A 24,694-nucleotide genomic window follows, 5' to 3' on the forward strand; every position below is an offset into this window, starting at 1 on the left:
TTACCGCCCCGCCCGCAATCTGGAACGATTAAGCTGCAACCACTGGATGGCGATAATAGCCGCCGCATTATTGATGCGGCCATCGCTGATCATCGCAATGGCTTCATCTGCCGGGACCACATGGGCTCTTATATCTTCATGTTCGTGTTCGAGGCCGTAGAGACCGCCTGCAAGCTCGGTACTGACACGACCATAGTACAGGTGAATCATTTCGGTGCTGCCACCGGGAGAGACCAGGTAGCCGCATATTTTTTCAAGCGTGCTGAAACTAAGCCCGGCTTCTTCCTGGCCTTCTCTTTGTGCCGTTTCTTCGTTGCTTTCACCTTCGTCATTCATGCCGGCCACAAGTTCCAGCAACCAGGGAGACTGGTCGCGCCCCAGAGCGCCCGGCCGGAACTGTTCAAGCAGGACAACTTCGTCGCGGCCCGGGTCGTAGGGGAGGACACAGGTGGCGTCGCCACGGATGAAGAGTTCACGACTAAATCGGGGCATCTTCCCGCCATCAAAACGTGGGTGTGTAAGCCATAGCTTATCCATACGAAAAAAGCCCTGAAAGACGGTTTCGCGCTTTTCGATACAGATATCGCTGGCTTTAAACTGGAACGGCTCAGTCATGGTTTACCCTAAGATGGAATCGATCTGGAACGATAGACTCTGGCTTGGGGTTATTGCAAGTCTGTGTGGGGTTGGCCGGGTGTGAGGCCGCGCTTGAGCGCGGCTCAGGAGTCCTGATGGGATAAAATACTGTGACAGGCAATCCTCAATTCGGGATCAGTAATAGTTAATCTTCCCAAAGATGTCTTCAATCTCCTTCGGCCACTAATAGATCTTTTTACGCTGTAGCGGCATCTTGGGGGGCTTCCCGCAAAAGTAATGCGTCTCCCGCATGAACAGGTGGGCGTAGTACTGCCGCTCCCACACGACGCCGGAGCCCAGGTACTGCCAATTGTAGGAAAAGGTCACCTCCAGCTCGCCCTAGGGAATCCGGTAAAAGGTGCCTCGGTGCCCTACATACACAAACCCTTCCTGCCGGTCGATCCGGACCGGCAACGTGAGCGGGAAGAAGATTTCAAACAGGTATATCGCAACCCAGACCGGCCCAAAAGCGATCAAAACTCCGAGCAATGCCTTTGAATAGAGCAGGCTAATAACCCAGCCTAACGCCAGCACAACGACCATGAACAAATTTATGATGCCCAATTGGCCTGCTCGAAAAATCGAGAAGGCTGTCCGGGTGTCCATAAACCGTTCGTTGATATCGGCGACACAATACTCCATACCCTCCGAGGAACCGGACACCCCCGCCACCTTCAGGGCTGGAGGGCTGGCGAGCCGTGCACCATGAGTACGATACAGCTTCCTCTCCAGCTGTTGTTCCAGATCCGTTTCCGGAAAATCACACTTCAAAGGCGAGTCTTTCATCGACATTCAGCTCCTTCACATCGTTGCCGTCCAGAATGAAACGGAGCCCGTTTTCACCCGTAACTTTCCGGCCATCCTTCTCATACTCGATCAGCAACTCAAGCTGGTCCCGCTTGTCGTGGTTGTAGTGAGTAATTTCGTTCGAATCGTCGTCAGAGCAACCAGTTACTATCCGCCTCGAACAGCGTAATGGAGGTAGTTAAATTACTCCCCGCTGTGTCGACTTCGTTCTCAGCTCGCATAACTCAGTTTCTCTGCCATCACATTGCGCCGCTGGGCTGTATCGATGATGGTGACCTCAGTGAACATCCGGTCCACTTTCTTCTTGAAGGTTTTATCGTCCATGTCCCGCCAGTAACGCGGTGAGCGACCGGTATTTCTATCATGTTCTGCCGTGGCCGGGTCCAGGGGGCGGTATCGCTCCAGTAGGGGGACTTCCGGCAGTGGTTTGGTGATATCCATGTAGTTCTGGATAAAGTCCCAATAGGCATAGCACATGGTGGCGCTGCCATGGGCGCCGAGGATATCGCCAACCGTTACATCCAGCTTGCTGTAACGGTGAGACAACACCAGATCGAACAAGGTGCCGAACCGGTCCACCCGAGCGCAGCACCAGGCATCAAATTCGTAGAAGGGTTTTTCGATCACGACCGGAGGCTTTCGGGGCACGAACGGGAGTTTCCGGGAATATTGCCAGGCCTTGATCATGCCGGTGCGGCGGTTGAATTCCCATTCGGGGCCACGGCCGTTTTGATAAAGCCATTTGGGGAAGAGGCGGAAGGCTAGGCCACCGATAATTATGAAAAGCCAGCCACCAAATAAAAGGCTAACCTCCAACGGAATCAAGCTGTGCAAGAATTTAGGCCAAGTTTCATTTAGCACGCCAAACAGGGGGGACACCAAGATCAAAACGATCAGAACTATCGGAGACACAATATAAGCCGACACCTTTCCCAAAACAGAAATCATGTCGAAAAAACGCGCCTGAAACGCTAACGGTGCGTGCCGGAAGCATTCGTGGCTGTTCTCGACGTATAGCCCGAGCTTGGCAGCCAAGTCTTCCTTTTTCTCCAGCCTTCGCAGTTCTTTGGGTGGATCATCGGACATGAAGGTCGGGGGCACCACCTCACGGGTATTACCCCATGGCAGGCGAAGACTGGCAGACCGATCCAGTCCTGTCCGGTTCGATTCCTCTACCTGGTTCTTCTGATGGGAAATCACATCAGAACGGTAAGCGTACTGCCCGTAGTGATCACTCTCCTCCGCATCCATCAGCTTCGACCTAGGCGTTCCATTGCCCACATTACCCAAACTCCTTCAGGCACCGTTTATACATTTCGTCCGTCTTCTGTTTGTAGGTGACATCATCCATATTGCGCCAGTAACGTGAATTACGGCCGATGCGTCTGTCATGTTCGGCAGTCACCGGGTCTTTGCTTCGGTGGGGCTCAAACAAGGGAATATCTGGCAGCGGTGCGGTGCTGTCCATGTACTGCAGCCAGAAATTCCACAGCGCCTTGTGGTCTTCGTCGTTGGCCGAAGCGGCCTGGAAGGCGGTCAGGGGCAACGCCTCTTCCCGGAAGCGGTGCACCATGGCGCCGTAGTACAGAGGTAAGCCCTGATGAGTCGGGCCGCTGTGGATGTAGCCATCGAATTCGGCAAATGGTGACTGCCAGGCTATCTGGCCAGCGTCACGTTTTTTCTTGGGATCACGGAAGGCAGTCACGAGACCGGTTCGGCGGTTGAATTCCCACAGGGGGCCTTTAGGGTCTTTGTAGATCCAGCTGGGGAAGAAGTGCTCCATGAAGCTTCCCCCCCCCCCCAAACCGCAGCGCAGGGTGCACCTACATATAAAAGGGCGGGGAGGAAAAACTCTGTAATGTATGGCGCTGGATTACGGCCACTGAGGAAGACAATCTCTAACAGCTGAAGGAGTAATAGGGCTCCACCACCAAATATAATGACTTTCGCGAATCCCTTTAAAATTAGCCAGAGCCAAGACGAACTTGGCAACGTCGCCCATCGGATGCTTTCATAGTTGATCCAGGCAATCGGAACCCTCTTTTTCTCCTTACCTCGGCCCTGTTCAACATACCAATTGGTGTCCTCATCCTGGCCCGGCGGCCAGGTTTCCAGAAAGTCGCCCGGCACCACATCAGAAACATACTCTTTGGACAACTTCTGCCCTGCCGCCCATTGAAAGCGAAAGCTCCGGGAGCGCTGTTCCAATTGGCCGCGACGGCGTGGACGGCTGTTCTGCTCAGGCTGCCAGGCAGTAGTGCTGTAGTATGAATTGTCAGGCATCAGAGGCTTCCTCCACGGTGCTACTAGACAGTCGGTGGGCTCGGACACTCAAAGCTCGCCGGTTGGTGGTCATGGCCGCCCAGAACGCACCGTCATCGCGGGTGAAGTCAGGAGCCTCGTGATTGCCGTGCCTGGCTTCCTGATACATCAGCTTCTCCAGCACCACACCATCGCAGCCTCCACGGATGATTCAGCATACCCCTCAGGGGGCTCTGTTAAGGTATCGCATCCCGACGATAGGAACCTGATGTGACGTTTGTCACTGTTGCCCCCAGCAGCCCATCACTGAGGAAATCCTAAAAACGCCATATATGGAACTCATCATGCCAGCATGGCCCCTTGCGGCTGATCAGGCAGCGGCAAACCCCTCCCCTGGATATGGGCGTCCAGAATACAGGCCTGGTGGAAGTTCGTAGCCCTCAAACGCTCCCGATACGTCTGTTCGTGATGTTTACGCCAGGATTCGGGCGAAATCTTTCGCCACTTGAACGGATCACGCCCAGTGCGCTGGTCCCATTCCGCCGTAACCGGATCACGGTGCCGGAACGGCTCGAAAATAGGCACGTCCGGCAAAGGTCCCGACACATCCATGAACTGCTGGATCATTTCCCAATAAGCATACACTTCCTTTTGATCCATCGCGTCCGTCAACAAACCTTTCATCCGCAGTTGATGCTTACTGTAACGGTGCTGCAGGAGAAGATTGAAATACCGACCACCACGTCCTGAAGGGCTGTGCACCAGATAGGCATCGAACTCAATGAAGGGCGCCTCGAAAACCGCCTTTCCTTTTTTTATGCGAACCAGACCTTCCCGGCGATACAGACCCGTGGGGTTGGCACGTTGGCGCTTTTCACTTATCCACGCTATTAGAATTCGGCCGTACTTTCCGCCAAAATAAAAACCTAGCAAAATACCAAAATAATATTTAACAGAATCAATAAGATCTACAAAGTTACTAATGCTTTGATGATATATAATTAAACTTATAATTGCGATTGCTAATCCAGCCAATGATGCGATTAAACCCACCCCTACTGACATATAAAGAATATACAAAAACCCTTGAAGCCCGCGTAAAAAGCCATTACCTATCAGGTATGTGGTATCGTCCCAAGGAAATCCACTCTCCGCATCATTTTCGTATAATCTGGCGTAGGTCAACTGTACCTCAATGGTGTTCGGCATGATTGGATTGTGAGTCCCACCCCAAGGCAAGCGTTGAAACGCCAAATCCATGTCTGGATGGCCTCCCGCTAACAACACCGGTATCGCATCAGAACGATAGGCAGTATCTCGATAAACATCGGTCATAAATGGTCAACTCGTGATGGTAAGCCAGCGAGGGCTATCGTCATTAAGAGTGGGGACGTCCACTCCCGATACCAAGGGCTTCTCCATATCACTGACGGGGAGCAAGCCACCATTACCGAGAGTGATCCTAACCTTGGCGGTCAGTCTTTCAAGGGAACGCGATCGACCAGCCCAACGCCAACGGGGTTTCGGAAGATGAAACCGAAGCATCTGCCGCTCGGCATCATAAAATACAAACTCCGGCTCTATAGACTTTGCTTTGTGTCCCTGTCTCGTTGAGATCCAGAATTTTGCATTGAACTGCTCGCCAGGCTCGTCGACTAACGCAAACGCGGCGGAACTAACAGCAATGATCTGCCCTTCCGTTCGCTCATGATCTTCCAACCAATCCTTCTCTGTCTTGGACAAAAGGCGTCGGTCGTTAAACTCTGCCAGACTGCCACTCGTGCCTTTAAGCGGGAAAAGTCCATTGACCATGAACTGAAATGAATCTTCTGGCTCGTCGTGAAGATGCGTATATTTTCTACCGGGATTCTCCTTGCCGAACGGGCCGTGCTTTAACCATACTTCCAAGGCATCATCTGTCTTGAAAATGGCCCAGACCAAAGCGGAAAGAGCGACGAGAAGCGCTACTGCAGCCAAAGCTGCCGCAAAACTCACCCCGATGATCGGAATCACGCCGGCTCCTGCAAGATGAGAGAACATAAAGACACCAAACCCCGCTGCGGCAATGAAATACCCTGCAGCCGCGTCCGTATCATTAGCCCGCAACCGCTGAACACCCTCCCATAGCGACAATATGACTTCTAAGCCTGCCCCAAAGGCACCTGCAAATTTGGCAATTGACATCAATCTATCCGCAAACAATCGCCTAGCTATTGATTTACCGACGACGTTGCTGATCTTGTCAACATCCAGCCGAGTTTTCGTAAGCCAAGAAAGACGGTTTTGCTGAACAGAGTTTTCAGCTTCGACAATATGCCCGAGCCAATATAAAAGATTAGTTGCTCCATATGCTAAAGTTGCAATGTCTTTAGGAAGCTTACCAAAATCCAGGTCCCGAACTGTTCTAGAAATGCCCTCAATAGAAGCTATCGTATTCCAACCAAAAACCGCCAGCATCCCGGGCGGCGCCCAACGCAAAAGAACGCCCTTACTTTGACTCGTCAGTCCTCGGGACATCCTGGCGGCTACGCTGTTCTCATGAGCCAACAACATTTCGACCTGGGTCGACACGGTAGGGGTCTTACCCTGCAAACCAGCAACCGAAGTAGCATTGGCAAGAAGTTTACCGTTGCCATTACGGATAACGGCATAGTTACCGCTCATTCCGGGCCCTACCCGATTAATGACGCCACCTTTGGGTCTTACGATTTGCGAGCCACTGGACTTTTTAAGTGCCTCGTTTATCGCCTCATTGGAAAACTTGCCGATCCCCATTGTCTGGCTGCCATACCGCATGCCAATAACAACCATTTTAGGGTTCGGGTTAGGTATGAAAGGATTAGCATGGTCTACGACCAATCCACCAAAAAAGGGATTTCCGAGTTTCATGTACCTAATCGGAACTTGAAGTGTATCCGTTGCGTTATAAATTGGGCTGGTGCCAATTGACCTCAAAATAGCCCGCTGGGTGCGCACATAGAGCTCACTAGAGAGGTCCGCCATCAGCTGGCCCATGGTGGTATAGGACGCCGCGCCCCACTCAAGCAAGTCTGGATCTCCCATCTTTCTGATGTTGTCGTATACTTTCTCCCGCTCCCACTCGCTCAGCTCGTATTGTTCCTGTAGCGCTTTCGGCAAATCACCCTTTTCGATTTGTAGGGCTTGAAGCCACTTCAGAAGCCCAGGCCTCGGCTGGCCTGATCCATCACCAATCTCATCTCCTGTTGCAACTTGGTCATTAGAGGTGTCCGAATCTATCTTGAAAAAGACAGATAAACCTTCCTTCCCGAGGGAAATTCTCTTGATAAATTCGGCCCCCGCGTGATCTCTATATGCTTCCTTTTCTCTTGCGACCTTACTCACGAGTGGGTCAAACTGAAACACCGAGGTTTCCAAATGAGTAAACAACGTATTAAATGTTGCGAGAGCAATAGGCTGGCGCAGGCCGTTAAGCTCAAAAAGGTCCTTGAATACAGGGATTGCTCGATCCTCCAGCAACGTAATTCGGCGCTGGATCAATTCGTAGCATTTCTCACGACAGGCTTCCCGGTCCCCCTTTCGCAGCGCAGCATCTAACTTGGCAGTGTCGACGGCGTATTTATAGTCATCGAATGGTCCGCGCTCATAACCTTTATGATCAAAAATAGCTGAATGAACGAGCATAGCGCTTTTGAAATGAGGGTGTCCCTGAGCGGCCTGCGCTATCGTCAAAAGGTAGGTTAAGTGCAAAGTGGTCTGAGCCGTAAGCCACTCGAGCTCAAACAAAACATCAGGTAAAAGAATCGCAGGTATATGCCGCGTCCGAAGATGAGCGACCTGATCTTTATCGCTGGTGCCAGCTTGCAGGCGTTGACGCACCTCTCGCAACAGATCACTGCGAGCAATCTCAGACTTATCTTTGGCCGTATCTTCAGTTGGAGTGTCTCGCTCACTTGCAAACTGGGCTCGCCAATCTTCACCGAGCAGTTCATCGACCCAGCCAGTCAAACCACCGGCAAACTCAAGTGTTTCCTCGGCTTTACACGCAAAGCCCTCCATTCGCTCTAACTCATACCGAATGTCCTGAAGCAAGGTGTTATTGTTATCCAAGCCATTGCCCTCCAGTGCCTGCGCAACAATGGTTGGATTAGAGGCCTCTTTTTCACGGTTCGGATCTCGACGACGACAAGTTCCTACATCTTGAAATGAAAACCAGCCCGTTCCCGAACGCTTATCTGGACCAAAACGGCGACGGTACTCATAATTTCCGAGCATTTCCAAGCTTACACAACGAGCTTTTCGCCGTTCATTAATAACCTGCGGTTGGGGTTTTCCGTAGGACGGAATGCCTGTCATTTCCCGATAGCTTGCCGGAAGCTGGACTATCTCCTGACCCGACTCCAAGGATTCAATGTAACTCCAGCTCCACTGTTCTTCAGACCAGGCTACCTCTATATCGCCGATGGTCCAGCTTGGATCCCCTACCGATTGGAGACGAGCCGGTACCCATAATGTATCCAGCAGCTTACCCACAGGTTGGCGAACATCGGCGGCGAGGGTGCCTTCATTTTTCGCGAGTTCTCGGTAACTGCCTAAGTCAATGTCCCGTAGCTTGCCATTTTCATCATTTTGAAGTTCCCGCCACAAAATTCCTTTCCAAAACACATAAAGGTAACCAGGCCTCAGCAAAGCGTGCCCGGATTCGCCGTTAACATTTGGCATCTCTGCTAAAGGGTATATCGGGAACAAAAGATTGGGCTGCGTACGAGCAGAGAGGCGACTTGGATGAGGCCTATCTAATAAAGGAAGCCGCAGAATGCCTCCCTGCTCTTTCTCAATGGTGAGAGTCAAGGTGTGGTTAAAACGATCAGCAGCGTTGACCGCGTAGCCACACTCATAACGCTGGTGCCACTGCCGTTGTTCCATTGATAACGTGCTGATCAATTCTCCGTTCTTTTCGAGTATCAACCCGTACCCGGAGTGAACGCTGGTTCCGGCAACTTCAACGTACAGTTTTTCGGGTGTTTTACATGGAGAACCCGCTGAAATACATGTTCCTGTCACCAGTATGTCTCCTTCCAATTCCGTTTGGACATGAGGCTCTTATTGATTATGTTCTGGCGGTTATCGCAGAGCTCCAACCATCCTTCACTTTGTGCCTGTGCATCCCTGCGCATAACATCAATTCCTTCCGCCGCAGTGAGAAAAGCCTCCTGATCCACAATCCATAGCCACTGCCTGACTGGCCCATTAAACATGGCCCTCTCGGCATCATCGAGTGCTGGGTATAGAGCGCTTGAAATCCACGAATCATGAAAGCGGAAAATGGATTCAACGCCTCCCTCAACTCGAACGGAAACCAAAGTGCGTAGGTGCGCTACCACAGTTTCAATGCTGTGCTCCGAGCTAAGTAAGGATCCTGACAGAGCTGGAAACTCAGCTAGCCAAAAGTCTAACCAATCTCGCGGCTGATCCAGCTTAACTAATACAGGGCTCACGCCTGCAATCCCCTCATAGGGTTCGCATTGATAGATCGCAACCCATTCCGGATTCACAGCATGACGGTAAATTAGTTCACGAATATTGAAGTGCGGATGGGCACCTTCCATTACCGCATACCAGTTCTGCTCATCTTCCATGAACAGAAGCTCACTGGCATTAAACTTCTCCACAGAGCTCATCCTAATGCCTCCCGACAGGGGCAATCCCGTAGCGGACAACTCCCATCCGATTGCTCCATACATTTATCCACCAGAGCGAACTCTTCCACAGCAGCGAGTTCAAGCAACTCAATCGTTTCCTCGATTTTGCCAATAGACCGCTGCCCAACCTCCGCCAACGCCACCGGCGCCACAACACCGCCCGCAGCCGTCACCAACCCGGGCCTCTCCGGCACCTGCACCTTCTGCCCACTGCCCTTTCCACCAGCGCCACCGGCGTTCATCTTGATGCTCGCACCACCCAATGCCACGCCGCTTGGGTCGATCTTTACGAAGCTGCCACCGGCTTTGAGGGTGATTTCAGCGCCTGCTTCGATCACCGCTTTCTGACCGGCTTTGATATGCAGTTCGGTGCCCGAGTCACTGAGCCAGGCGGTGCCGGCTTTGAGGTGCAGGGTGCCGGTGACGTTAAAGCTGTGGTCTTTGCCAGTTTGTTCCCGCTTTTCGCCGTCCACGGTGTGGTGGCTGTTGCCTTTGGTGTGGCTGAAGCGGTTGTTCTCCACCGTCAGGTGGCTGTCGTTCTTGATGACTTCGGTACGGTTGTTTTCCGTCAGCAGGTCCAGGTCTTTCTGGGCGTGAACGTAGATTTGCTCTTGATCAGCTTCGTCTTCAAACCTGAGTTCGTTGCTGCCCTCACCCTTGTGGGTTTTGGTTTTTAATGTGGTCCGGGTTTTGTGTTCCGGCAGCGCGTACGGCGGTGTGTTGGTGGCGTGGTAGGTTCTTCCGGTGATGATGGGCTGGTCCGGGTCGCCGTCCAGGAAGCTGACGATGACCTCGTGGCCGATTCTGGGCAGGGCCATGAAGCCGTATTGACCACCGGCCCAGCCCTGGGCCACGCGCAGCCAGGCGCTGCTATGTTCGTCGTTTTTCGAGTAGCGATCCCACGGGAATCGGACTTTCACCCGGCCGTACTGATCGCAGTGGATCTCTTCACCCTCGGGGCCGGTGACGATGGCCATCTGAGGGCCGTCCATCATGGGTTTATGTTCACAAAGAGGCCGCCAGGTTTTGTCGGCCGGGATGGCGGTGAAGTCGTTGTGGTAACTGGTGGGTTCGCTGCCACCCTCTTCTTCCATGGCCTGGGGCTGTTTGCCGGTGTGGGTGATGGCGGTCAGCAGCCATTCCCGGTTCAGGCTCTGGCTGTCGTGTTCCTGCAACTCCACTTTGGCGCCGGGAGCGAAGTCCGGGCGGTTGCTTTTGCCGTTGGCCATGGACGCGTCGTTTCTGAGGGCATCCAGTCTGTTCTGGGTGAACGGCTGGCCGCTGGCGTCGGCTTTGTAGCGGCCGGGGTAGTCGTAGTGCTGGTAGTCTTCCCGGTGGTTAACACCGCCGGCACTGTGTTCATGTATCAGGGCGTAGGCGGGGTTCTTGAAGGTGTAGTCCTTCATGGCCACGGAGGCGGCTTTGACCCGTTCTTCGTAGGCGAAGCTGAACACGCAGGCCTGTCGGGTGCTGCCACCGGCTTGGGTGTTGCAGGCGACCGGGTCCAGTTTGGGGGCATCGCCGTGGTGGTCAGCGATAATCAGGGCCGGCTGTTCTTCGCCATCCACACTGCCGTGCTGGTAGCGGTAGTGCCAGCCTTCTTCAGCGGCCAGGCGTTCCAGGAATTGCAGGTCGCTTTCCCTGTGCTGAACGCAGTATTCCCGTTCGGCCGGCGGGCGCTTCAGATCAAACACCGAATCCATAATGCCCCGCTCTTCGAGCAGTGTTCGCACGATGGTGTCTGTAGTCTGGGTCTGGAAGATGCGGCTGTTGTGCATCAGCCCTAATCGCCATAACGGCGGCTGGATAGCAATCTCGTAGCGGGTGCGGCGATGGCCGGTATCGCCCCGGGCAAACTCGTTGACCACGCCAGTGAAGCGACGAAGGGGAGTACCATCCTGCCAGACCACCAGATCCACCTGCTGCTCCAGAACCTCAGAAGCACTTACACCTGGGTCGGTACTGGCCAGTTCAAGGCGGCCATGGAATAACGTAGAAAGGCTTTCCGTCAGCGCAAAGCTGACAACAGCAAAGTGGTCTGAGGGGAATTCGCCGATACGGGCGGTAAACTGCAATCCGTTTGCCTGGGGCATGACTTCGATCCCTGAAGTTTAGTAATGAACACTCACTCATCCTGAGCAGCGCAGATTATAACCACCTCGCCTGTGATTACAAATCACGGACAATCAGGAAGAACCAAAGAGCCTGAGTAGCAGCAGGCTGGCAGCGCAATTTCCTGTTGCACTGCCAGTATCCAGCAAGTTCAGACCTTATCGTAAAGTTTGCTACCGGCCTCAATAAACTCCCGGGACTTCTCCTTCATCCCCGCATCCACTGCGGATATCTCATCCAGGCCATGCTCTTTGGCGTAGTCCCGAACTTCCTGGGAGATTTTCATAGAGCAGAACTTCGGGCCGCACATGGAGCAGAAGTGGGCCACTTTGGCAGAGTCCTTAGGCAGGGTTTCGTCGTGGTAGGCCCGGGCTGTGTCCGGATCTAGGCCCAGGTTAAATTGGTCCTCCCAGCGAAACTCAAACCGAGCTTTAGAGAGGGCATTGTCGCGTATTTGGGCACCTGGGTGGCCTTTGGCCAGGTCGGCGGCGTGGGCGGCAATTTTGTAGGTGATGATGCCGGTTTTTACGTCGTCTTTATTGGGCAGGCCCAGGTGTTCTTTAGGGGTTACATAACAGAGCATGGCACAGCCGTACCAGCCGATCATGGCAGCGCCAATGCCGGAGGTTATATGATCGTAGCCCGGGGCTATGTCGGTAACCAATGGGCCGAGGGTGTAGAACGGGGCTTCGTCGCAGCATTCAAGCTGCTTGTCCATGTTCTCTTTAATCAGGTGCATGGGTACGTGGCCTGGGCCCTCTATCATGCACTGTACGTCGTGTTTCCAGGCTATTTTGGTGAGCTCGCCCAGAGTTTCCAGTTCGCCAAACTGAGCGGCGTCGTTGGCATCAGCTATGGAGCCGGGTCGCAGGCCGTCGCCCAGGCTGAAGGAGACATCGTAGGCTTTCATGATTTCGCAGATGTCTTCAAAGTGCTCGTAAAGGAAGCTTTCCTGATGGTGGGCCAGACACCATTTCGCCATGATGGAGCCGCCACGGGAGACAATGCCGGTGGTGCGTTTGGCGGTCATGGGTACGTGATGCAAGCGCACGCCTGCGTGAATGGTGAAGTAGTCCACGCCCTGCTCTGCTTGTTCGATTAGCGTGTCTCGAAAAATATCCCAGCTCAGGTTTTCGGCAACGCCGCCTACTTTCTCCAGCGCCTGGTAGATAGGCACTGTGCCGATGGGGACCGGTGAGTTGCGGATGAGCCATTCGCGGGTTTCGTGAATGTTTTTGCCGGTGGACAAATCCATGATGGTGTCGGAGCCCCAGCGAATGCCCCAGGTAAGCTTTTCCACTTCTTCTTCAATGGAGGAGGTAACCGCAGAGTTGCCGATGTTGCCGTTTATTTTCACCAGGAAGTTACGGCCGATAATCATCGGTTCGGATTCTGGGTGGTTAATATTGGCGGGGATAATCGCCCTGCCCCGGGCCACTTCGTCGCGCACAAACTCCGGGGTAATTTCTGCAGGCAGGCTGGCACCAAAAGACTGGCCCGGGTGCTGATCTTTCATCAGCCCTTTGTCACGGGCTTCCTGCAATTTCATATTTTCGCGTATCGCGATGTATTCCATCTCCGGGGTAACAATGCCCTGGCGTGCGTAGTGCATCTGAGTCACGTTTTTATCCGCCAGCGCACGCAAAGGCTTGCGTTCATCCATAAATCTGAGTGGATCAAGCTGCGGGTCTTTCATTCGGCGGCGGGTGAATTCCGATGTGTAGCCGGGCAAGGTGGCGGTGTCTTCACGCTCGGCTATCCAGGCGGCACGAATGGCGGGAAGCCCTTTGCGCAGGTCGATAGTGGCATTTGGGTCCATATAAATGCCGGAGGTATCATAAACGGCTACGGGCGGGTTCTTCTCACCGCCTAACTCGGTAGGCGTATCCTGCACGGTAATTTCCCGCATAGGCACGCGTATGTCTGAACGGCTACCCTGTACGTATATTTTGCGAGATCCTGGTAACGGTTTTATCGCGGCAGAATCGACGCGAGCGGAATCACTGAGGTAAGTTGGCAGATCTGTCATCATTCGCTCCCGGTATTTATCTTTGGTATTCGGGTCGCGCATGACGGAGAGAGCAGCTATACCTTTGATATAAAGGCAGCGTTGGCTCTTCGATGGTCTGACCTTAATCCCTACGCCGGTATTATCCGGATCAGGTCGCGGGTTCTGCGTTGCAATCTCAGCCGGCTGTCAAAAAGTTAGGCAGCCAGCACCCCGTCAAGACGCGATTCTATAATGCGTAGCACTTAAAGTGAGTGCTATTTGCAAGTGTAGAGCTGGGGGCAATTATTGTCCATAATAGCCGCTCTGTTTAGGCCGGTTTGTTGTATTCATGCCACCACGGATGGCGCTCCCGTTTTGTTTTTGGAGTCACCTGTGGCGATCCGGCATTCCTTTCAAGCGCCCCGGGTGGGTGCAGATGCGCACATGTATTCAGGAGTTACAATGAAGAAACGACTGCTTTCCGGACTTGTCGGCCTCTTGGCGGCCCAACCCGCCTTTTCCCTGGACCTGGTAGAGACCTATGAGAAAGCACTCTCTTACGACTCCGGCATTGCCGCAGCTCAGGCTAGATTTGAGTCTCAGCAGGCCGCCAGCGATGTAAGCCAAAGCGCATTGCTGCCTCAAATCGGCGCCTACGGGGATGCCCAACACATTGACATCGACGGCCCAAACCAAGACAACAGCTATCGGGAATTAAAATACGGAGTGCAACTGACACAGCCACTGTTCCGTGCAGATGCCTGGTTTCAGTATGACGCCAGCCAATTCCAAACCGACTCTGCCCGCGCCCAATACAATCTGGCGCAGCAGCAGCTGATTCTCGATGTTGCAACCGCTTATTTCGACGTTTTGCGTGCCCAGGATACGGTAACCACAACTCAAGCAAGCGAAGCGGCCATTCAGCGCCAATATGAACAGGCGCAAGAACGTTTCGACGTTGGCCTGATCGCCATTACAGAAGTGTACGAAGCCCGCGCCAGCTACGATGACAGCCGCAGTTTGCGGATTGCTGCCGAAAACCAGGTCAACATTGCCCGGGAACAGCTATCACGCTTAACCGGCGAGTACTCCGAAAACTTGGAAAACCTGCGCCAAAACTTCCCACTAGGTCGGCCCGACCCTATGGACCCGGCGTCATGGGAACTGACAGCACTAGAGCAAAACTGGTCTATTCAAGCGGCCATGTACGACCTGAACGCTAGTGAATCCGGGTTGAAACAAGCCAAAGCCGGCCATTACCCAACTTTGGATCTGAGCGCTTCTTACGGTAAATCCGATATTCACGGAATGGAACAAAATGGCCCGGGTGTATCGCCTCTCAGCCAGCGTGACGGCGAGACCACTCAAGGTGTTATCGCGCTTAACCTTAAGGTTCCTTTGTATTCCGGTGGCGGCACCCAAGCCGGGGTGCGCCAGCAACGCTCTCTAGTCACCGTGGCTGAACAGTCGCTTAATACAGTACGCCGCGACGTTCGGGTAAATACCCGTAGCCTGTACCTGACGGTAAACAACAATATTGAAACAGCCTCAGCCCTGGAGCGGACGATCATTTCCCGCCGCAGTGCATTGGATGCAACCCGCGCAGGCTACGATGTGGGTACACGGAACATTGTTGAGGTGCTGGATGCGGAGCGGGCTTACTATGTTGCGTTGAGAGATTACGCCAACTCGCGCTATGACTATGTGAACAACACGCTTCAGTTGAAGCAGGCGGCAGGCACACTTAGCCCGAGAGATCTGATTGAGCTAAACAACTGGCTCAGCGCCAGCGCTCCGGGCATCGAAGCCCTGGCCAATGATAAGGAAACTCTGGACGACCCTGCGCAATAAAATACTGAAAAACGGAATCACTACCGGGTTAGGGGTGGCGCGCCCCTATACCCGCTCAATAATTCCATCAACCACCCTATCCAACGCCCCTCTGTTTTTATTGACTACTGACAACGCTCTTTGGCCGCTAGCGCGGCGTTCATCGCCATCATCAAACAGTGCCGAAAGATACTGGAACAGCTCATTGGCACCCTCAACGATGACAACACCACGATCGTCCAGAAGACGCTGGTAAATGGTCTCAAAGTTGAACACGTTGGGCCCGGAAATTACCGGAATACCCCAACCTGCAGGCTCCAACGGATTATGACCACCTCGCTCAATTAGTGAGCCCCCGACAAACGCTGCATCACTGGCGCCGTAGAGCATCATCAGCTCACCCATGGTATCGCCAAGGTACACCTCTGCCCCATTCAACTCTTCGTCCTGAGATCGGCGCGCCAGAGAGAAATTCTGCTTGGTGATTTTATCGGCCACAGATTCAAAACGCTCGGGATGACGAGGGACGATTATTAGCAGAGCATTTGGGTGATGATTCAAAAGCTTGCGATGCGCAGCCAACAACTGGTCATCTTCTCCCCCATGAGTACTGCCGGCGATCCAGACTGGGCGATCTAACAATGAGGCCTTGAGCTGTTGCGACTCTTCACGGACATCCTCAGGGATATCCACATCAAACTTCACACTGCCTGTAACAGCCACTTTGGATGCAGCCACTCCAATCCGGCGAAAGCGCTCTGCGTCTTTCTCCGCTTGGGCAGCCACCCAACTGATACTGCGCATGATGGGTGCAACCAGACTTTTGACACGCTCATAGCCTCGGGCAGAGTGCTCAGAAAGACGTGCGTTAACAAGGAAAACAGGCACTCGGCGAGATCGGCTCTGGCGTATCATGTTCGGCCATATTTCCGTTTCCATGATAACCAGAATGCTGGGATTGGCCCGATTCAAAAAGCGGCGTATCGACCCGGGCGTATCGTAGGGGGCGTAAGCATACTGAACCTGATCACCAAACATTTTCCTGGCTTGCGCCAGCCCTGTGTCAGTCATCGCCGTCATCAGAATGGTTATATCAGGATTACGAGCATGCAGGCGCCGCACCATGGGCGCAGCCGCAATGGTTTCGCCAACAGACACCGCATGCACCCAAACAACTGACCCACTGGCCCGAGGCACAAAGCCCAATCGCTGCCGCCAATTAATGCGTAGCTCAGGCGCGTGCCGGCCCTGCCACCATAATCGCAGAAGGATAAACGGCAAGACCAACCGTATAAGCTGTGAATAGATAAATTGAAGCACACAGGACTCCCGACAAACCAGTGCGGTATCATATCGCAAACCCTAATCATTTGCTTCCGACTGACCCTGCCGGGCAACATACATAGCCTGGCCAGCAACCCACTGAGTTCGCAGGATACGTTTCAAGTGAAAAAGAAATACCGCCGCCAAGCACGCAACACAGACTATTCAGCCTACCGCCACCCCCGTTGGTGGCCAACCTGGGCAGGAATTGCCGTTATGTGGTGCGCCGCCCAGCTTCCCATCCGCTTTCAGTGGTGGCTTGGCAAACAGGCTGGCATGCTGGCATGGCGCTTCGCCAGCAGACGCCGACACATCGCTGAGGTCAACATTCGGCTGTGTTTTCCCGAATTCACGAAAGCCCAACAAGGTGCGTTGGTGCGAAACACCTTTATTGCCAACGGGATTGGGCTGATGGAGTTAGGCATAGCTTGGTTCCGTAACCCTGCAAAACTTAAAGGCATAACCGAGGTACATGGCAAGGAACATCTTGATAACGCCTTGGCCGAGGGCAAAGGCGTGCTGTTGCTGGGTGGCCATTACAGCACTCTGGATCTTGGGGGCAGCCTGGTTACCGAGTACATTGATGCAGATGTGATGCAGCGAGATCACAACAATCCACTGATGAATGCCGTAATGACCCGGGCACGGGAACGTCGATATGAGACCGTTCTTGGCGCGCAGGACATCCGGGGATTATTCCGAAGCCTGCGAAAAAATCGCACCGTTTGGTATGCCACCGATCAAGATTATGGCCGCAAGGATATCGTGTTTGCACCATTCTTCGGCGTTCCAGCCGGCACTATCAATGCTACCTCCCGAATCGCTGCCCGCAGCCATTGTAAGGTTGTTCCTTTCAGCCACTTTCGGCGAGACGACAAACCCGGTTACGACATCTACTTCCACCCCCCGCTGGATCCCTTTCCAAGCGGCGACGACCTGAAAGACGCAACCGCAATTAACCAGATTCTTGAGCGCGAAATCCTGCGTGCACCAGACCAGTACCTCTGGATGCACCGGCGTTTCAAAACGCGACCAGATAGAGACGATCCGGGTTTTTATGGTGACAAGTAACATACCAGAAGCACCTGTAATATGGTTGCTCACAGACAATAAACCCGGGCACCGGAATCAACTGAAAGGCCTGGGCAATCGTTTACGGGTGAAAGCCGGCGCCAGCCTGTACTGGGTCAATACTCTGGAGGTAAACGTTCCGTTGTGGCGCGCACTATTGGCTATGCCTCCTGCGATGGACAAAGCGCTCCCCCACCCGGATCTGATCATCGCGGCTGGCACCGGCACTCACAAGCTTTTGCTCTCTTTGCGGCGGCTCAAAAATACCAGAACGCTGGTTCTCATGAAGCCCGGATTCCCGCGTACCTGGGTCGACGGGGTAATTATCCCCGCCCATGACGGAGTTACTGAAAACCAGCATACCCTGGTAACAGAAGGTGCCATAAACACCGTTACACCCCTGGCCAAAATCACTGATAAGCCGGAAGCGCTGCTGCTACTTGGTGGGCCGTCCTCACATTTCAACTGGGACGATGACGTTGTTTTTGGGCAGGTTACCCACCTGATTGGCGAGTACCCCCAATGGCGCTGGACGATCAGTGGTTCAAGGCGAACCCCCGAGGCACTCAGAATACGGCTTAATGAACTTGCTGGCCCCAAAATTACCGTGGCAGATCCAGACACTACTCACGAAGACTGGCTCAGCCATAGCGTTGCTGCATCGCGGGCAATCTGGGTAACACCAGACAGCATGTCTATGGTGTGCGAAGCGGCTACGTCTGGCGTACCAACCGGGTTGCTCCAATTGCAGCAACGCCCCGGTAGCCGCGTTGCAAGCGGCGTGCAGCGGCTGGTTGAAACCGGCTATGTAGCTCGCTGGAGTGATCATGCTACGGTAATGGGAGGCAAAACCGGTCAGGAGACGCCTCTATGGGAGGCCAATCGGGCCGCTCAATGGGTAATCCAGCGCGGGCTTGTGCCAAGCACTGGTACCATGGCCAAAGGACAAAAGAGGAGCAACACTTGAGAATTCTTCAGGCACTGCCGGCGCTTTACAGTGGTGGTGTAGAAAGAGGAACCGTAGAGTTTGCGGCAGACCTTGTAAGGCACGGCCATGAGTCATTTGTCGTCTCTAACGGCGGCCCATTGGCTGCTCGCCTAGAGGCACAAGGCTCAACTCATATTCAGATGCCTGTTCACCGCAAATCGCCCGCATCTTTTGGGCAGATCCGCCCTATGCGCCAATTGATTCAGGATTTGCAGCCCGACATTATTCATGTGCGCTCACGCATGCCGGCCTGGATTGTACGCCTAGCGTGGAAGGGTTTGCCGGCGCATCAACAACCAGCAATTGTATCAACCTTCCACGGAATGTATTCCGTGAACCCCTACAGCGCCATCATGGCCAAATCTGATCATGTGATTGCGGTGTCAAATTGCGTACGCAGCTACGTTATCCAGAATTTTCAGGTGCCGGATCAAAACCTGACCGTGATACAGCGGGGCGTGGATGTGGATTATTTTCAGCACCGAGAGTTAGACGACACATGGCGACAGACTCTGTTTGGGCAGTTCCCTCACTTACAAAACAAGCGCATTTTGATGATGCCGGGGCGCATTTCCCGCTGGAAAGGACAGTTGCAGTTTCTAGACGCAATGGCAGAAATTGCCCGTAAAGAACCGGACTGCCACGGCATCATCGTTGGCGGAGTAGAGCCAGGTAAAGACCGCTTTATGGGGGAACTTGAGCAGCAACGCTCAAAACTTGGGCTTGCCGACAAGGTAACCTTCCTTGGGCAACGCGACGACATGTCGGAACTGTATCTCTTTGCTGATCTGGTGTGCCATATGTCAACAAAGCCTGAACCCTTCGGCCGCACGGTTACGGAAGCTCTGTCATCCGGCACGCCCGTCGTTGCGTTTAACCGTGGCGGCGCGGCGGAAACGCTGCAGGCATGCTTTCGCGACGGGCTTGTAACGCCTGATGACACCCGGGAGTTCGCGCAGGTTGCGCTAAGGCTCTTGAGCAGTAAGGAGGCTGCAATCGAGATTCCCTTCCGCTTCCGCCTCCAAGCTCAAACGGAGTCGACGCTGGAGGTCTACCGCAAGGTTCTCGACGAAGCGCCCTCGCTATCATGAGCACACCAGATCACCTCACGGTTGCCCAGCTAATCGCCACGCCTGGCGGTAACTGGGGAGGCATGGAGAAGCATACGGCCGACCTTGTGGAGGAACTTGTACGCCGCGGGCACAAGGTACATGTTCTTGCACATCCAGATTACCGAAACTGGTTTTCACCTGAGGTAACCTTCCACCCTTTGCCGACTCAGTGGGGAAGACGAAATCCCCTGCTAAAACTGCGCTTGAGGCGAACGCTCCGCAAGTTATCGCCTGATGTACTTCATGCCCAAGGTAATAAAGCGGCGGCATTGATCTCAGGTATGGGAACTCAGGGAAGCATAACGGTGGGCACTATCCACGGCACCAAATCCAGCCATAAGGATTTCGACAAACTTGATGGTGTGATCGCCGTAAGCAAAGGCATTCAGCAGGCACTGTCTCACCCCAATACAAAGCTGATTCACAATGGGATCAAACCCCACAGCACGGAGATTAAAACAACTCACCCGGTACCCAGAACCCAGGCCTTTGCCGTAGCCGTAGGTCGCATCGAGCCGGTCAAGCAGTTCGACAACCTGATTTCAGCGTGGGCGACACTCAAACCGACACTGCCGCTTTATATCCTGGGCCATGGCTCCGAAGCGGATACATTAAAGGCTCAGATACAACGCCTTGGCGTTGAAAGTTTGGTAAAACTACCTGGCTACGAGAACAACCCCACAGCTTGGCTTAAACAAGCATCTGTCTGCGTAATCAGTTCCGAGCGCGAGGGCTTCCCCTATGCTCTGATCGAAGCACTGCTGGCTGGCTGCCCGGTGCTATCAACACCCGTTAATGGCGCTCTTGACTTGCTTCCTGCTGAAAGCCTCGCGCGCTCAACCGAGCTTAGCGCACTGCACACATTATTGTCCGAGCAACTTGCGAACCTGGAAAGCCTGAAAAAGGCCCAGATTGAGTGCTTTGAGCATGCATCGAAAGAACTGACGCTCGAGGCAATGGGGCGCCGAACAGCTGCCTTCTATTACGAGCTTCTCAACGTACATTCTTGAGCCTGAGGGCATTCTGAACACAACCGGCGACAACCCGGTGCCCCCGGGATGTAAGGTGAGTCCCATCGTCCATCAGACATGCATCAAGGTTACTCCAGAGCTCATCCCAGGCATCGACATAGATTGCGTTATGCTCCTCGTCAGCAAGATTTGAAAGAGCAGAGTTATATCTCAGGATTCTCGGGTTCCGGGGTGTGTCGCGGTTCGGAGCCGTGGCCACCAGCACAAATTGGCTGCCCGGGGCAGACTTCAACACGGCCCGCAGATTTTCAATGTATTCCTCCAGCGGTACTTGCTCGACCGCCCCCAGCCTTTTTTGAAGCTGCAAAGAGCGCGCCCACTTCTTTAACTTTTTAACCAGTTTCCTTGCGAGTTTCCGGCGCGGGTTGTCAGGGTAATAAAGTACGTAAGGTGCACCGCGAAACGTCAGCCAGGAGTCCACCAGCCCATACTGGATAAACACTAATGCATATTCCGATGGAGGAAACACTGCCGCATACTGCAGCAGCTCCCGGGTAGTGCTCATGGTGTGCCCGCAATTTTTGAACTCAAGCCCCAGGGCATCCGCAACCCGCTTGGCCCAGACAGGGCCTTCGAGGGTTCGAAAACCCTCTGTGTTACAATCACCAAACGCCAAACAAAGCTTAGATGCCTCAGAAAAACTCATAACCATCAGGCTCCAGTTGCCAACAGAACGAATTGCCAGTGATGAAAACCTGCCTGGCAATCAGCATATAAATCCGAAGAGAACAAACACTACCGTGATAGATCTTTCAGACCAAGAGCCCTTTGCCTCGGGGTACAACCGCCATTGTTACCTTCACCCGGCTACCCTTGGCCGCTGCCTGAAAGTGATTCGCCCTGAAAATATAGAAGCTCGCTTTCAAAGACAAATGCCTCTAAAGAAACTGCTCGGCAAGTCCAGAATCAACGACAACGAGCAGGAACAGCGTGCGCATCAACAGAGTGCAATAGTATCGTTGATCAAACAGGGCCACGAAAGCACTGTTTGGAACCATCTCCCCCGATTTTATGGCGAAACGCCAACATCGCTTGGCGCCGCCAATGAGAGTGAACTGCTCCTGGATGTTCACGGGGATCCTGCTGAAACGCTAGAGAACTACCTGAAGAAACACGGTTTTGACGCCCCCATAAAAGCCGCTGCGGAGCGTTTCTGTGAGTGGCTTGAAAAAACCGGCATACTGACCCGCAACCTTCTGCCGCACAACTTGGTTATCTCACTTCGCGGCAACCAACCAGAGCTCTTTCTGGTTGACGGCCTGGGGGCTCCCGGCGCTCAAAACAAGCTTGCAGCAATTCCGGCATGGCGTAGGCGTTATATAGCTAGGCGAATCAGCCGTTTCTACAAGCGCATTGCTTGGGAACTGAGTGACAAGAAACAAACCTGGGAGGTGTCGCAACGTCTGTGACGTTTGCGCGTGGCCTGCAACACGGCGCCGGCGCACTGTAGATGCTCAACCCATATGGTAACATTCCACTTTTGAGCCTAAGGCTCAAGAACACTTCCACAAACTCAAGCCCGGAGTATACGCATGATTCATCCCGTCATTATGGCAGGCGGTACCGGCTCGCGACTTTGGCCGTTGTCACGACAACTGAACCCGAAACAGTTTCTTAAACTGACAGACGGCCCACTCTCGATGCTGCAATCAACAGTAGCCAGGCTTGACGGAATGGACGCGCTAAAACCACTCCTGATCTGCAACGAGGAGCACCGTTTTCTCGCTGCGGAACAAATGCGGCAATCCGGCCATGAAGACAGCTGCATCATCCTTGAACCCTGCGGTCGCAACACCGCACCTGCCATCGCGCTGGCGGCTCTTCAGTTATGCGAGAGCAACGAAGGTGATGACCCACTGATGCTGGTTCTTGCTGCCGATCATCTAATCAAGGATATCGAAGCTTTTCAGGCAGGCGTGGCAAAGGCGGTGCCTCTGGCAAAGGAGGGAAAGCTTGTCACCTTCGGTATTGTCCCCCACCAACCTGAAACCGGGTATGGCTACATACACCGCAGCAGCGAACTGGCCACAGATTGCTACACCGTTGATGGCTTTGTGGAAAAGCCCGATATGGAGACTGCCAAAGCCTATCTTGCGTCCGGAGAATACCTCTGGAACAGCGGCATGTTCCTGTTCGGCGCCCGGCAATATCTGACAGAGCTGGAGCTGCACCGGCCCGACATTCTCGCTGCCTGCCGCGCTGCAATGGCGGATACCAGCGAGGATCTTCACTTTATCCGGGTGAATTCTGAACTGTTCGCCAGTTGTCCTTCTGAGTCCGTTGACTATGCCGTTATGGAAAAAACCGACCACGCTGTGGTTGTCTCCCTTGACGCTGGGTGGAGCGACATCGGATCCTGGTCGGCACTTTGGGATGTCAGCGAAAAAAACCTCGATGGAAACAGCCTTAGCGGCGACGTGATAGCCCATCAAACACGCAACACGCTTGTTCGCGCAGAGAGTCGGCTCGTTGCAACCATCGGTGTCGATGACCTTGTCATCATCGAGACCAATGATGCCGTTCTTGTTGCCCACAAAGACAAGGTCCAGGACGTAAAAGCTGTGGTTGAGCAAATCCGCAGTGATGGCCGGCACGAGCACATGAATCACCGTGAGGTCTATCGACCCTGGGGTATCTATGACTCCATAGACAGTGGCCCGCGCTACCAGGTCAAACGAATCACAGTAAAGCCCGGAGCCAAGCTATCCGTTCAGATGCATCACCATCGCGCTGAGCACTGGATTGTCGTCAGCGGTACCGCACGAGTCACCAACGGTGAAAAAACCTATCTGGTCACCGAAAACCAGTCGACCTACATCCCGATAGGCCAGGTGCACTCACTGGAAAACCCTGGAGTTATCGATCTGGAGCTGATTGAGGTGCAATCCGGCTCCTACCTCGGCGAGGACGACATTGTTCGTTACGAAGACCGGTACGGCAGAAAATGAGCAAGTTGAAGTATTTTTTTGTTGCAGGCCTTCTGCGTATTGCCGGCTGGCTTTCTCTGGCAGGTGCTCAGAGAATCGGTAAGTTTTTGGGCCTGCTTATGTGGAGGCTACCCGTCAAAGCTCGCGAGGTTACGGACATAAACCTCGCGATTTGTCTCCCGGAACTGTCACAAGCCGAACGCGCAGCCATGGCAAAAGAATCGCTGGTAAACACAGGGATGACGATGCTTGAAGTTCCTTTGATGTGGGAATGGCCTGTTGAAAAATGCCTTGATCTGGTTCAGGAAACCGAGGGGCTTGAGCTGATTGACGAAGCCATGGCTGACGGCAGCGGGTTAATTCTGCTCGCGCCCCATCTCGGAAACTGGGAGCTGGCGGGGCTGTTTTTCTCATCCCGCTACAAAATGGCTGCACTGTACAGCCCACCGAACATGCCGGAGTTCGAGGACTATATGATCCGGGTACGAGGCAGGCTTGGCTCAGAACTCGTGCGAGGCGACAGGCGAGGGCTTGTAAGGCTGACCTCCATTCTTCGGGAAGGCGGTGTTGCCGGCATCCTCCCTGACCAGTCCCCGCGCGGCAAAGGCAATGCCTTTGCTCCGTTTTTTGGCATGGAAGTCAAAACCATGACGCTGGTGTCGAAGCTTATGCAGCGCACCGGCGCAAAGGTTCTGATTACCTACGCCGAAAGACTGGAGAATGCCCGCGGGTTTCGGATAGTTGTACGTGAAACTGAGCCGGGCCTGGACAGTAAGGATGCGGTAGCTGCTACAACAGCTCTGAATACGTCTGTCGAGCATTGTATCCGGGACATTCCCGGGCAGTACCAATGGGAATATAAACGCATGCGCCACCGGCCCGAAGGCGAGACAAACCCCTACAACCCGGACAAGGTGTGCTGAC

20 protein-coding genes and 1 riboswitch are annotated in these 24,694 nt (G+C 53.8%); of the genes, 8 read left to right on the top strand and 12 right to left on the bottom strand.

The features are described 5' to 3' along the window. The 10 genes from ACTH3S_RS00080 to thiC form a co-directional block, all read right to left on the bottom strand. Complete coding sequence (locus ACTH3S_RS00080) at positions 1 to 615, bottom strand: NUDIX domain-containing protein (RefSeq protein ID WP_441806980.1); 615 nt, start codon at positions 613 to 615, stop codon at positions 1 to 3. A gap of 360 nt (positions 616 to 975) precedes the next feature. Further along, positions 976 to 1,428: a hypothetical protein gene (locus ACTH3S_RS00085; protein ID WP_441806981.1), complete on the bottom strand. Its 453-nt coding sequence runs from the start codon at positions 1,426 to 1,428 to the stop codon at positions 976 to 978. 225 nt (positions 1,429 to 1,653) lie between these two features. Then, positions 1,654 to 2,724 carry a hypothetical protein gene (locus ACTH3S_RS00090; protein ID WP_441806982.1) on the bottom strand — a complete coding sequence of 357 codons (1,071 nt, stop codon included), beginning with the start codon at positions 2,722 to 2,724 and terminating at the stop codon, positions 1,654 to 1,656. Between the two features lies 1 nt (position 2,725). Beyond that, positions 2,726 to 3,226 (bottom strand): hypothetical protein, encoded by a 501-nt coding sequence (locus ACTH3S_RS00095; RefSeq protein ID WP_441806983.1) that lies wholly within the window; start codon positions 3,224 to 3,226, stop codon positions 2,726 to 2,728. A gap of 492 nt (positions 3,227 to 3,718) precedes the next feature. Continuing rightward, positions 3,719 to 3,874: a hypothetical protein gene (locus tag ACTH3S_RS00100; protein WP_441806984.1), complete on the bottom strand. Its 156-nt coding sequence runs from the start codon at positions 3,872 to 3,874 to the stop codon at positions 3,719 to 3,721. A 173-nt stretch (positions 3,875 to 4,047) separates the two neighbouring features. Beyond that, positions 4,048 to 5,040 carry a hypothetical protein gene (locus ACTH3S_RS00105; protein WP_441806985.1) on the bottom strand — a complete coding sequence of 331 codons (993 nt, stop codon included), beginning with the start codon at positions 5,038 to 5,040 and terminating at the stop codon, positions 4,048 to 4,050. Positions 5,041 to 5,046: 6 nt separating this feature from the next. Further along, a complete protein-coding gene (locus ACTH3S_RS00110) occupies positions 5,047 to 8,748 on the bottom strand; it encodes a hypothetical protein (protein ID WP_441806986.1) in 3,702 nt (1,233 codons plus the stop codon). Further along, positions 8,745 to 9,365 carry a DUF4123 domain-containing protein gene (locus ACTH3S_RS00115; protein WP_441806987.1) on the bottom strand — a complete coding sequence of 207 codons (621 nt, stop codon included), beginning with the start codon at positions 9,363 to 9,365 and terminating at the stop codon, positions 8,745 to 8,747. The genes ACTH3S_RS00110 and ACTH3S_RS00115 overlap by 4 nt, the downstream gene beginning before the upstream one ends. Further along, positions 9,362 to 11,479: a type VI secretion system Vgr family protein gene (locus ACTH3S_RS00120; RefSeq protein ID WP_441806988.1), complete on the bottom strand. Its 2,118-nt coding sequence runs from the start codon at positions 11,477 to 11,479 to the stop codon at positions 9,362 to 9,364. The genes ACTH3S_RS00115 and ACTH3S_RS00120 overlap by 4 nt, the downstream gene beginning before the upstream one ends. 170 nt (positions 11,480 to 11,649) lie before the next feature. Next, positions 11,650 to 13,527 carry a phosphomethylpyrimidine synthase ThiC gene (gene thiC / locus ACTH3S_RS00125; RefSeq protein WP_441806989.1) on the bottom strand — a complete coding sequence of 626 codons (1,878 nt, stop codon included), beginning with the start codon at positions 13,525 to 13,527 and terminating at the stop codon, positions 11,650 to 11,652. Between the two features lie 90 nt (positions 13,528 to 13,617). Continuing rightward, positions 13,618 to 13,732: riboswitch (TPP riboswitch) on the bottom strand. A gap of 218 nt (positions 13,733 to 13,950) precedes the next feature. Between thiC and ACTH3S_RS00130 the strand changes: the two genes are divergently transcribed. After that, a complete protein-coding gene (locus tag ACTH3S_RS00130) occupies positions 13,951 to 15,339 on the top strand; it encodes a TolC family outer membrane protein (protein ID WP_441806990.1) in 1,389 nt (462 codons plus the stop codon). 45 nt (positions 15,340 to 15,384) lie between these two features. Here ACTH3S_RS00130 and waaA read toward each other — a convergent pair whose 3' ends face one another. After that, complete coding sequence (gene waaA / locus ACTH3S_RS00135; RefSeq protein WP_441806991.1) at positions 15,385 to 16,638, bottom strand: lipid IV(A) 3-deoxy-D-manno-octulosonic acid transferase; 1,254 nt, start codon at positions 16,636 to 16,638, stop codon at positions 15,385 to 15,387. Positions 16,639 to 16,764: 126 nt separating this feature from the next. Here waaA and lpxL point away from each other — a divergent pair, with 126 nt between their 5' ends. The 4 genes from lpxL to ACTH3S_RS00155 are packed head-to-tail and all read left to right on the top strand — an operon-like array spanning position 16,765 to position 20,822. Further along, on the top strand, positions 16,765 to 17,712 hold the full coding sequence (lpxL, locus tag ACTH3S_RS00140) for an LpxL/LpxP family Kdo(2)-lipid IV(A) lauroyl/palmitoleoyl acyltransferase (RefSeq protein ID WP_441806992.1): 948 nt from the start codon (positions 16,765 to 16,767) through the stop codon (positions 17,710 to 17,712). Further along, positions 17,699 to 18,679 (top strand): mitochondrial fission ELM1 family protein, encoded by a 981-nt coding sequence (locus ACTH3S_RS00145; RefSeq protein WP_441806993.1) that lies wholly within the window; start codon positions 17,699 to 17,701, stop codon positions 18,677 to 18,679. The genes lpxL and ACTH3S_RS00145 overlap by 14 nt, the downstream gene beginning before the upstream one ends. Then, the gene (locus ACTH3S_RS00150; RefSeq protein ID WP_441806994.1) at positions 18,676 to 19,791 is read left to right on the top strand and encodes a glycosyltransferase family 4 protein; all 1,116 of its coding nucleotides are present in this window, start codon (positions 18,676 to 18,678) and stop codon (positions 19,789 to 19,791) included. Before ACTH3S_RS00145 ends, ACTH3S_RS00150 begins: the two co-directional genes overlap by 4 nt. Beyond that, positions 19,788 to 20,822 (top strand): glycosyltransferase, encoded by a 1,035-nt coding sequence (locus tag ACTH3S_RS00155; RefSeq protein WP_441806995.1) that lies wholly within the window; start codon positions 19,788 to 19,790, stop codon positions 20,820 to 20,822. The genes ACTH3S_RS00150 and ACTH3S_RS00155 overlap by 4 nt, the downstream gene beginning before the upstream one ends. Here ACTH3S_RS00155 and ACTH3S_RS00160 read toward each other — a convergent pair. Beyond that, entirely contained in the window at positions 20,806 to 21,489 is a 684-nt protein-coding gene (locus tag ACTH3S_RS00160) for an SGNH/GDSL hydrolase family protein (protein WP_441806996.1), read from the bottom strand. The genes ACTH3S_RS00155 and ACTH3S_RS00160 overlap by 17 nt on opposite strands. A gap of 94 nt (positions 21,490 to 21,583) precedes the next feature. On the opposite strand from ACTH3S_RS00160, the gene ACTH3S_RS00165 reads away from it, so the two are divergent. The 3 genes from ACTH3S_RS00165 (at position 21,584) to ACTH3S_RS00175 (ending at position 24,693) form a co-directional block, all read left to right on the top strand. Continuing rightward, the gene (locus ACTH3S_RS00165; protein ID WP_441806997.1) at positions 21,584 to 22,252 is read left to right on the top strand and encodes a YrbL family protein; all 669 of its coding nucleotides are present in this window, start codon (positions 21,584 to 21,586) and stop codon (positions 22,250 to 22,252) included. A gap of 123 nt (positions 22,253 to 22,375) precedes the next feature. Continuing rightward, complete coding sequence (locus tag ACTH3S_RS00170) at positions 22,376 to 23,791, top strand: mannose-1-phosphate guanylyltransferase/mannose-6-phosphate isomerase (RefSeq protein WP_441806998.1); 1,416 nt, start codon at positions 22,376 to 22,378, stop codon at positions 23,789 to 23,791. Continuing rightward, positions 23,788 to 24,693 carry a lysophospholipid acyltransferase family protein gene (locus ACTH3S_RS00175; protein WP_441806999.1) on the top strand — a complete coding sequence of 302 codons (906 nt, stop codon included), beginning with the start codon at positions 23,788 to 23,790 and terminating at the stop codon, positions 24,691 to 24,693. Before ACTH3S_RS00170 ends, ACTH3S_RS00175 begins: the two co-directional genes overlap by 4 nt. Position 24,694 lies beyond the last annotated feature (1 nt).

It is taken from the genome of Marinobacter sp. (assembly GCF_052094685.1).
Taxonomy (GTDB): domain Bacteria; phylum Pseudomonadota; class Gammaproteobacteria; order Pseudomonadales; family Oleiphilaceae; genus Marinobacter.

What these genes read in the sequence shown, in the direction of transcription:
- ACTH3S_RS00080 (WP_441806980.1), bottom strand. Translation starts at nt 615, where the DNA reads ATGACTGAGCCGTTCCAGTTTAAAGCCAGCGATATCTGTATCGAAAAG.
- ACTH3S_RS00085 (WP_441806981.1), bottom strand. Translation starts at nt 1,428, where the DNA reads ATGTCGATGAAAGACTCGCCTTTGAAGTGTGATTTTCCGGAAACGGAT.
- ACTH3S_RS00095 (WP_441806983.1), bottom strand. Translation starts at nt 3,226, where the DNA reads ATGGAGCACTTCTTCCCCAGCTGGATCTACAAAGACCCTAAAGGCCCC.
- ACTH3S_RS00100 (WP_441806984.1), bottom strand. Translation starts at nt 3,874, where the DNA reads ATGTATCAGGAAGCCAGGCACGGCAATCACGAGGCTCCTGACTTCACC.
- ACTH3S_RS00105 (WP_441806985.1), bottom strand. Translation starts at nt 5,040, where the DNA reads ATGACCGATGTTTATCGAGATACTGCCTATCGTTCTGATGCGATACCG.
- ACTH3S_RS00115 (WP_441806987.1), bottom strand. Translation starts at nt 9,365, where the DNA reads ATGAGCTCTGTGGAGAAGTTTAATGCCAGTGAGCTTCTGTTCATGGAA.
- ACTH3S_RS00120 (WP_441806988.1), bottom strand. Translation starts at nt 11,479, where the DNA reads ATGCCCCAGGCAAACGGATTGCAGTTTACCGCCCGTATCGGCGAATTC.
- thiC (WP_441806989.1), bottom strand. Translation starts at nt 13,527, where the DNA reads ATGACAGATCTGCCAACTTACCTCAGTGATTCCGCTCGCGTCGATTCT.
- ACTH3S_RS00130 (WP_441806990.1), top strand. Translation starts at nt 13,951, where the DNA reads ATGAAGAAACGACTGCTTTCCGGACTTGTCGGCCTCTTGGCGGCCCAA.
- ACTH3S_RS00145 (WP_441806993.1), top strand. Translation starts at nt 17,699, where the DNA reads ATGGTGACAAGTAACATACCAGAAGCACCTGTAATATGGTTGCTCACA.
- ACTH3S_RS00155 (WP_441806995.1), top strand. Translation starts at nt 19,788, where the DNA reads ATGAGCACACCAGATCACCTCACGGTTGCCCAGCTAATCGCCACGCCT.
- ACTH3S_RS00160 (WP_441806996.1), bottom strand. Translation starts at nt 21,489, where the DNA reads ATGAGTTTTTCTGAGGCATCTAAGCTTTGTTTGGCGTTTGGTGATTGT.
- ACTH3S_RS00170 (WP_441806998.1), top strand. Translation starts at nt 22,376, where the DNA reads ATGATTCATCCCGTCATTATGGCAGGCGGTACCGGCTCGCGACTTTGG.
- ACTH3S_RS00175 (WP_441806999.1), top strand. Translation starts at nt 23,788, where the DNA reads ATGAGCAAGTTGAAGTATTTTTTTGTTGCAGGCCTTCTGCGTATTGCC.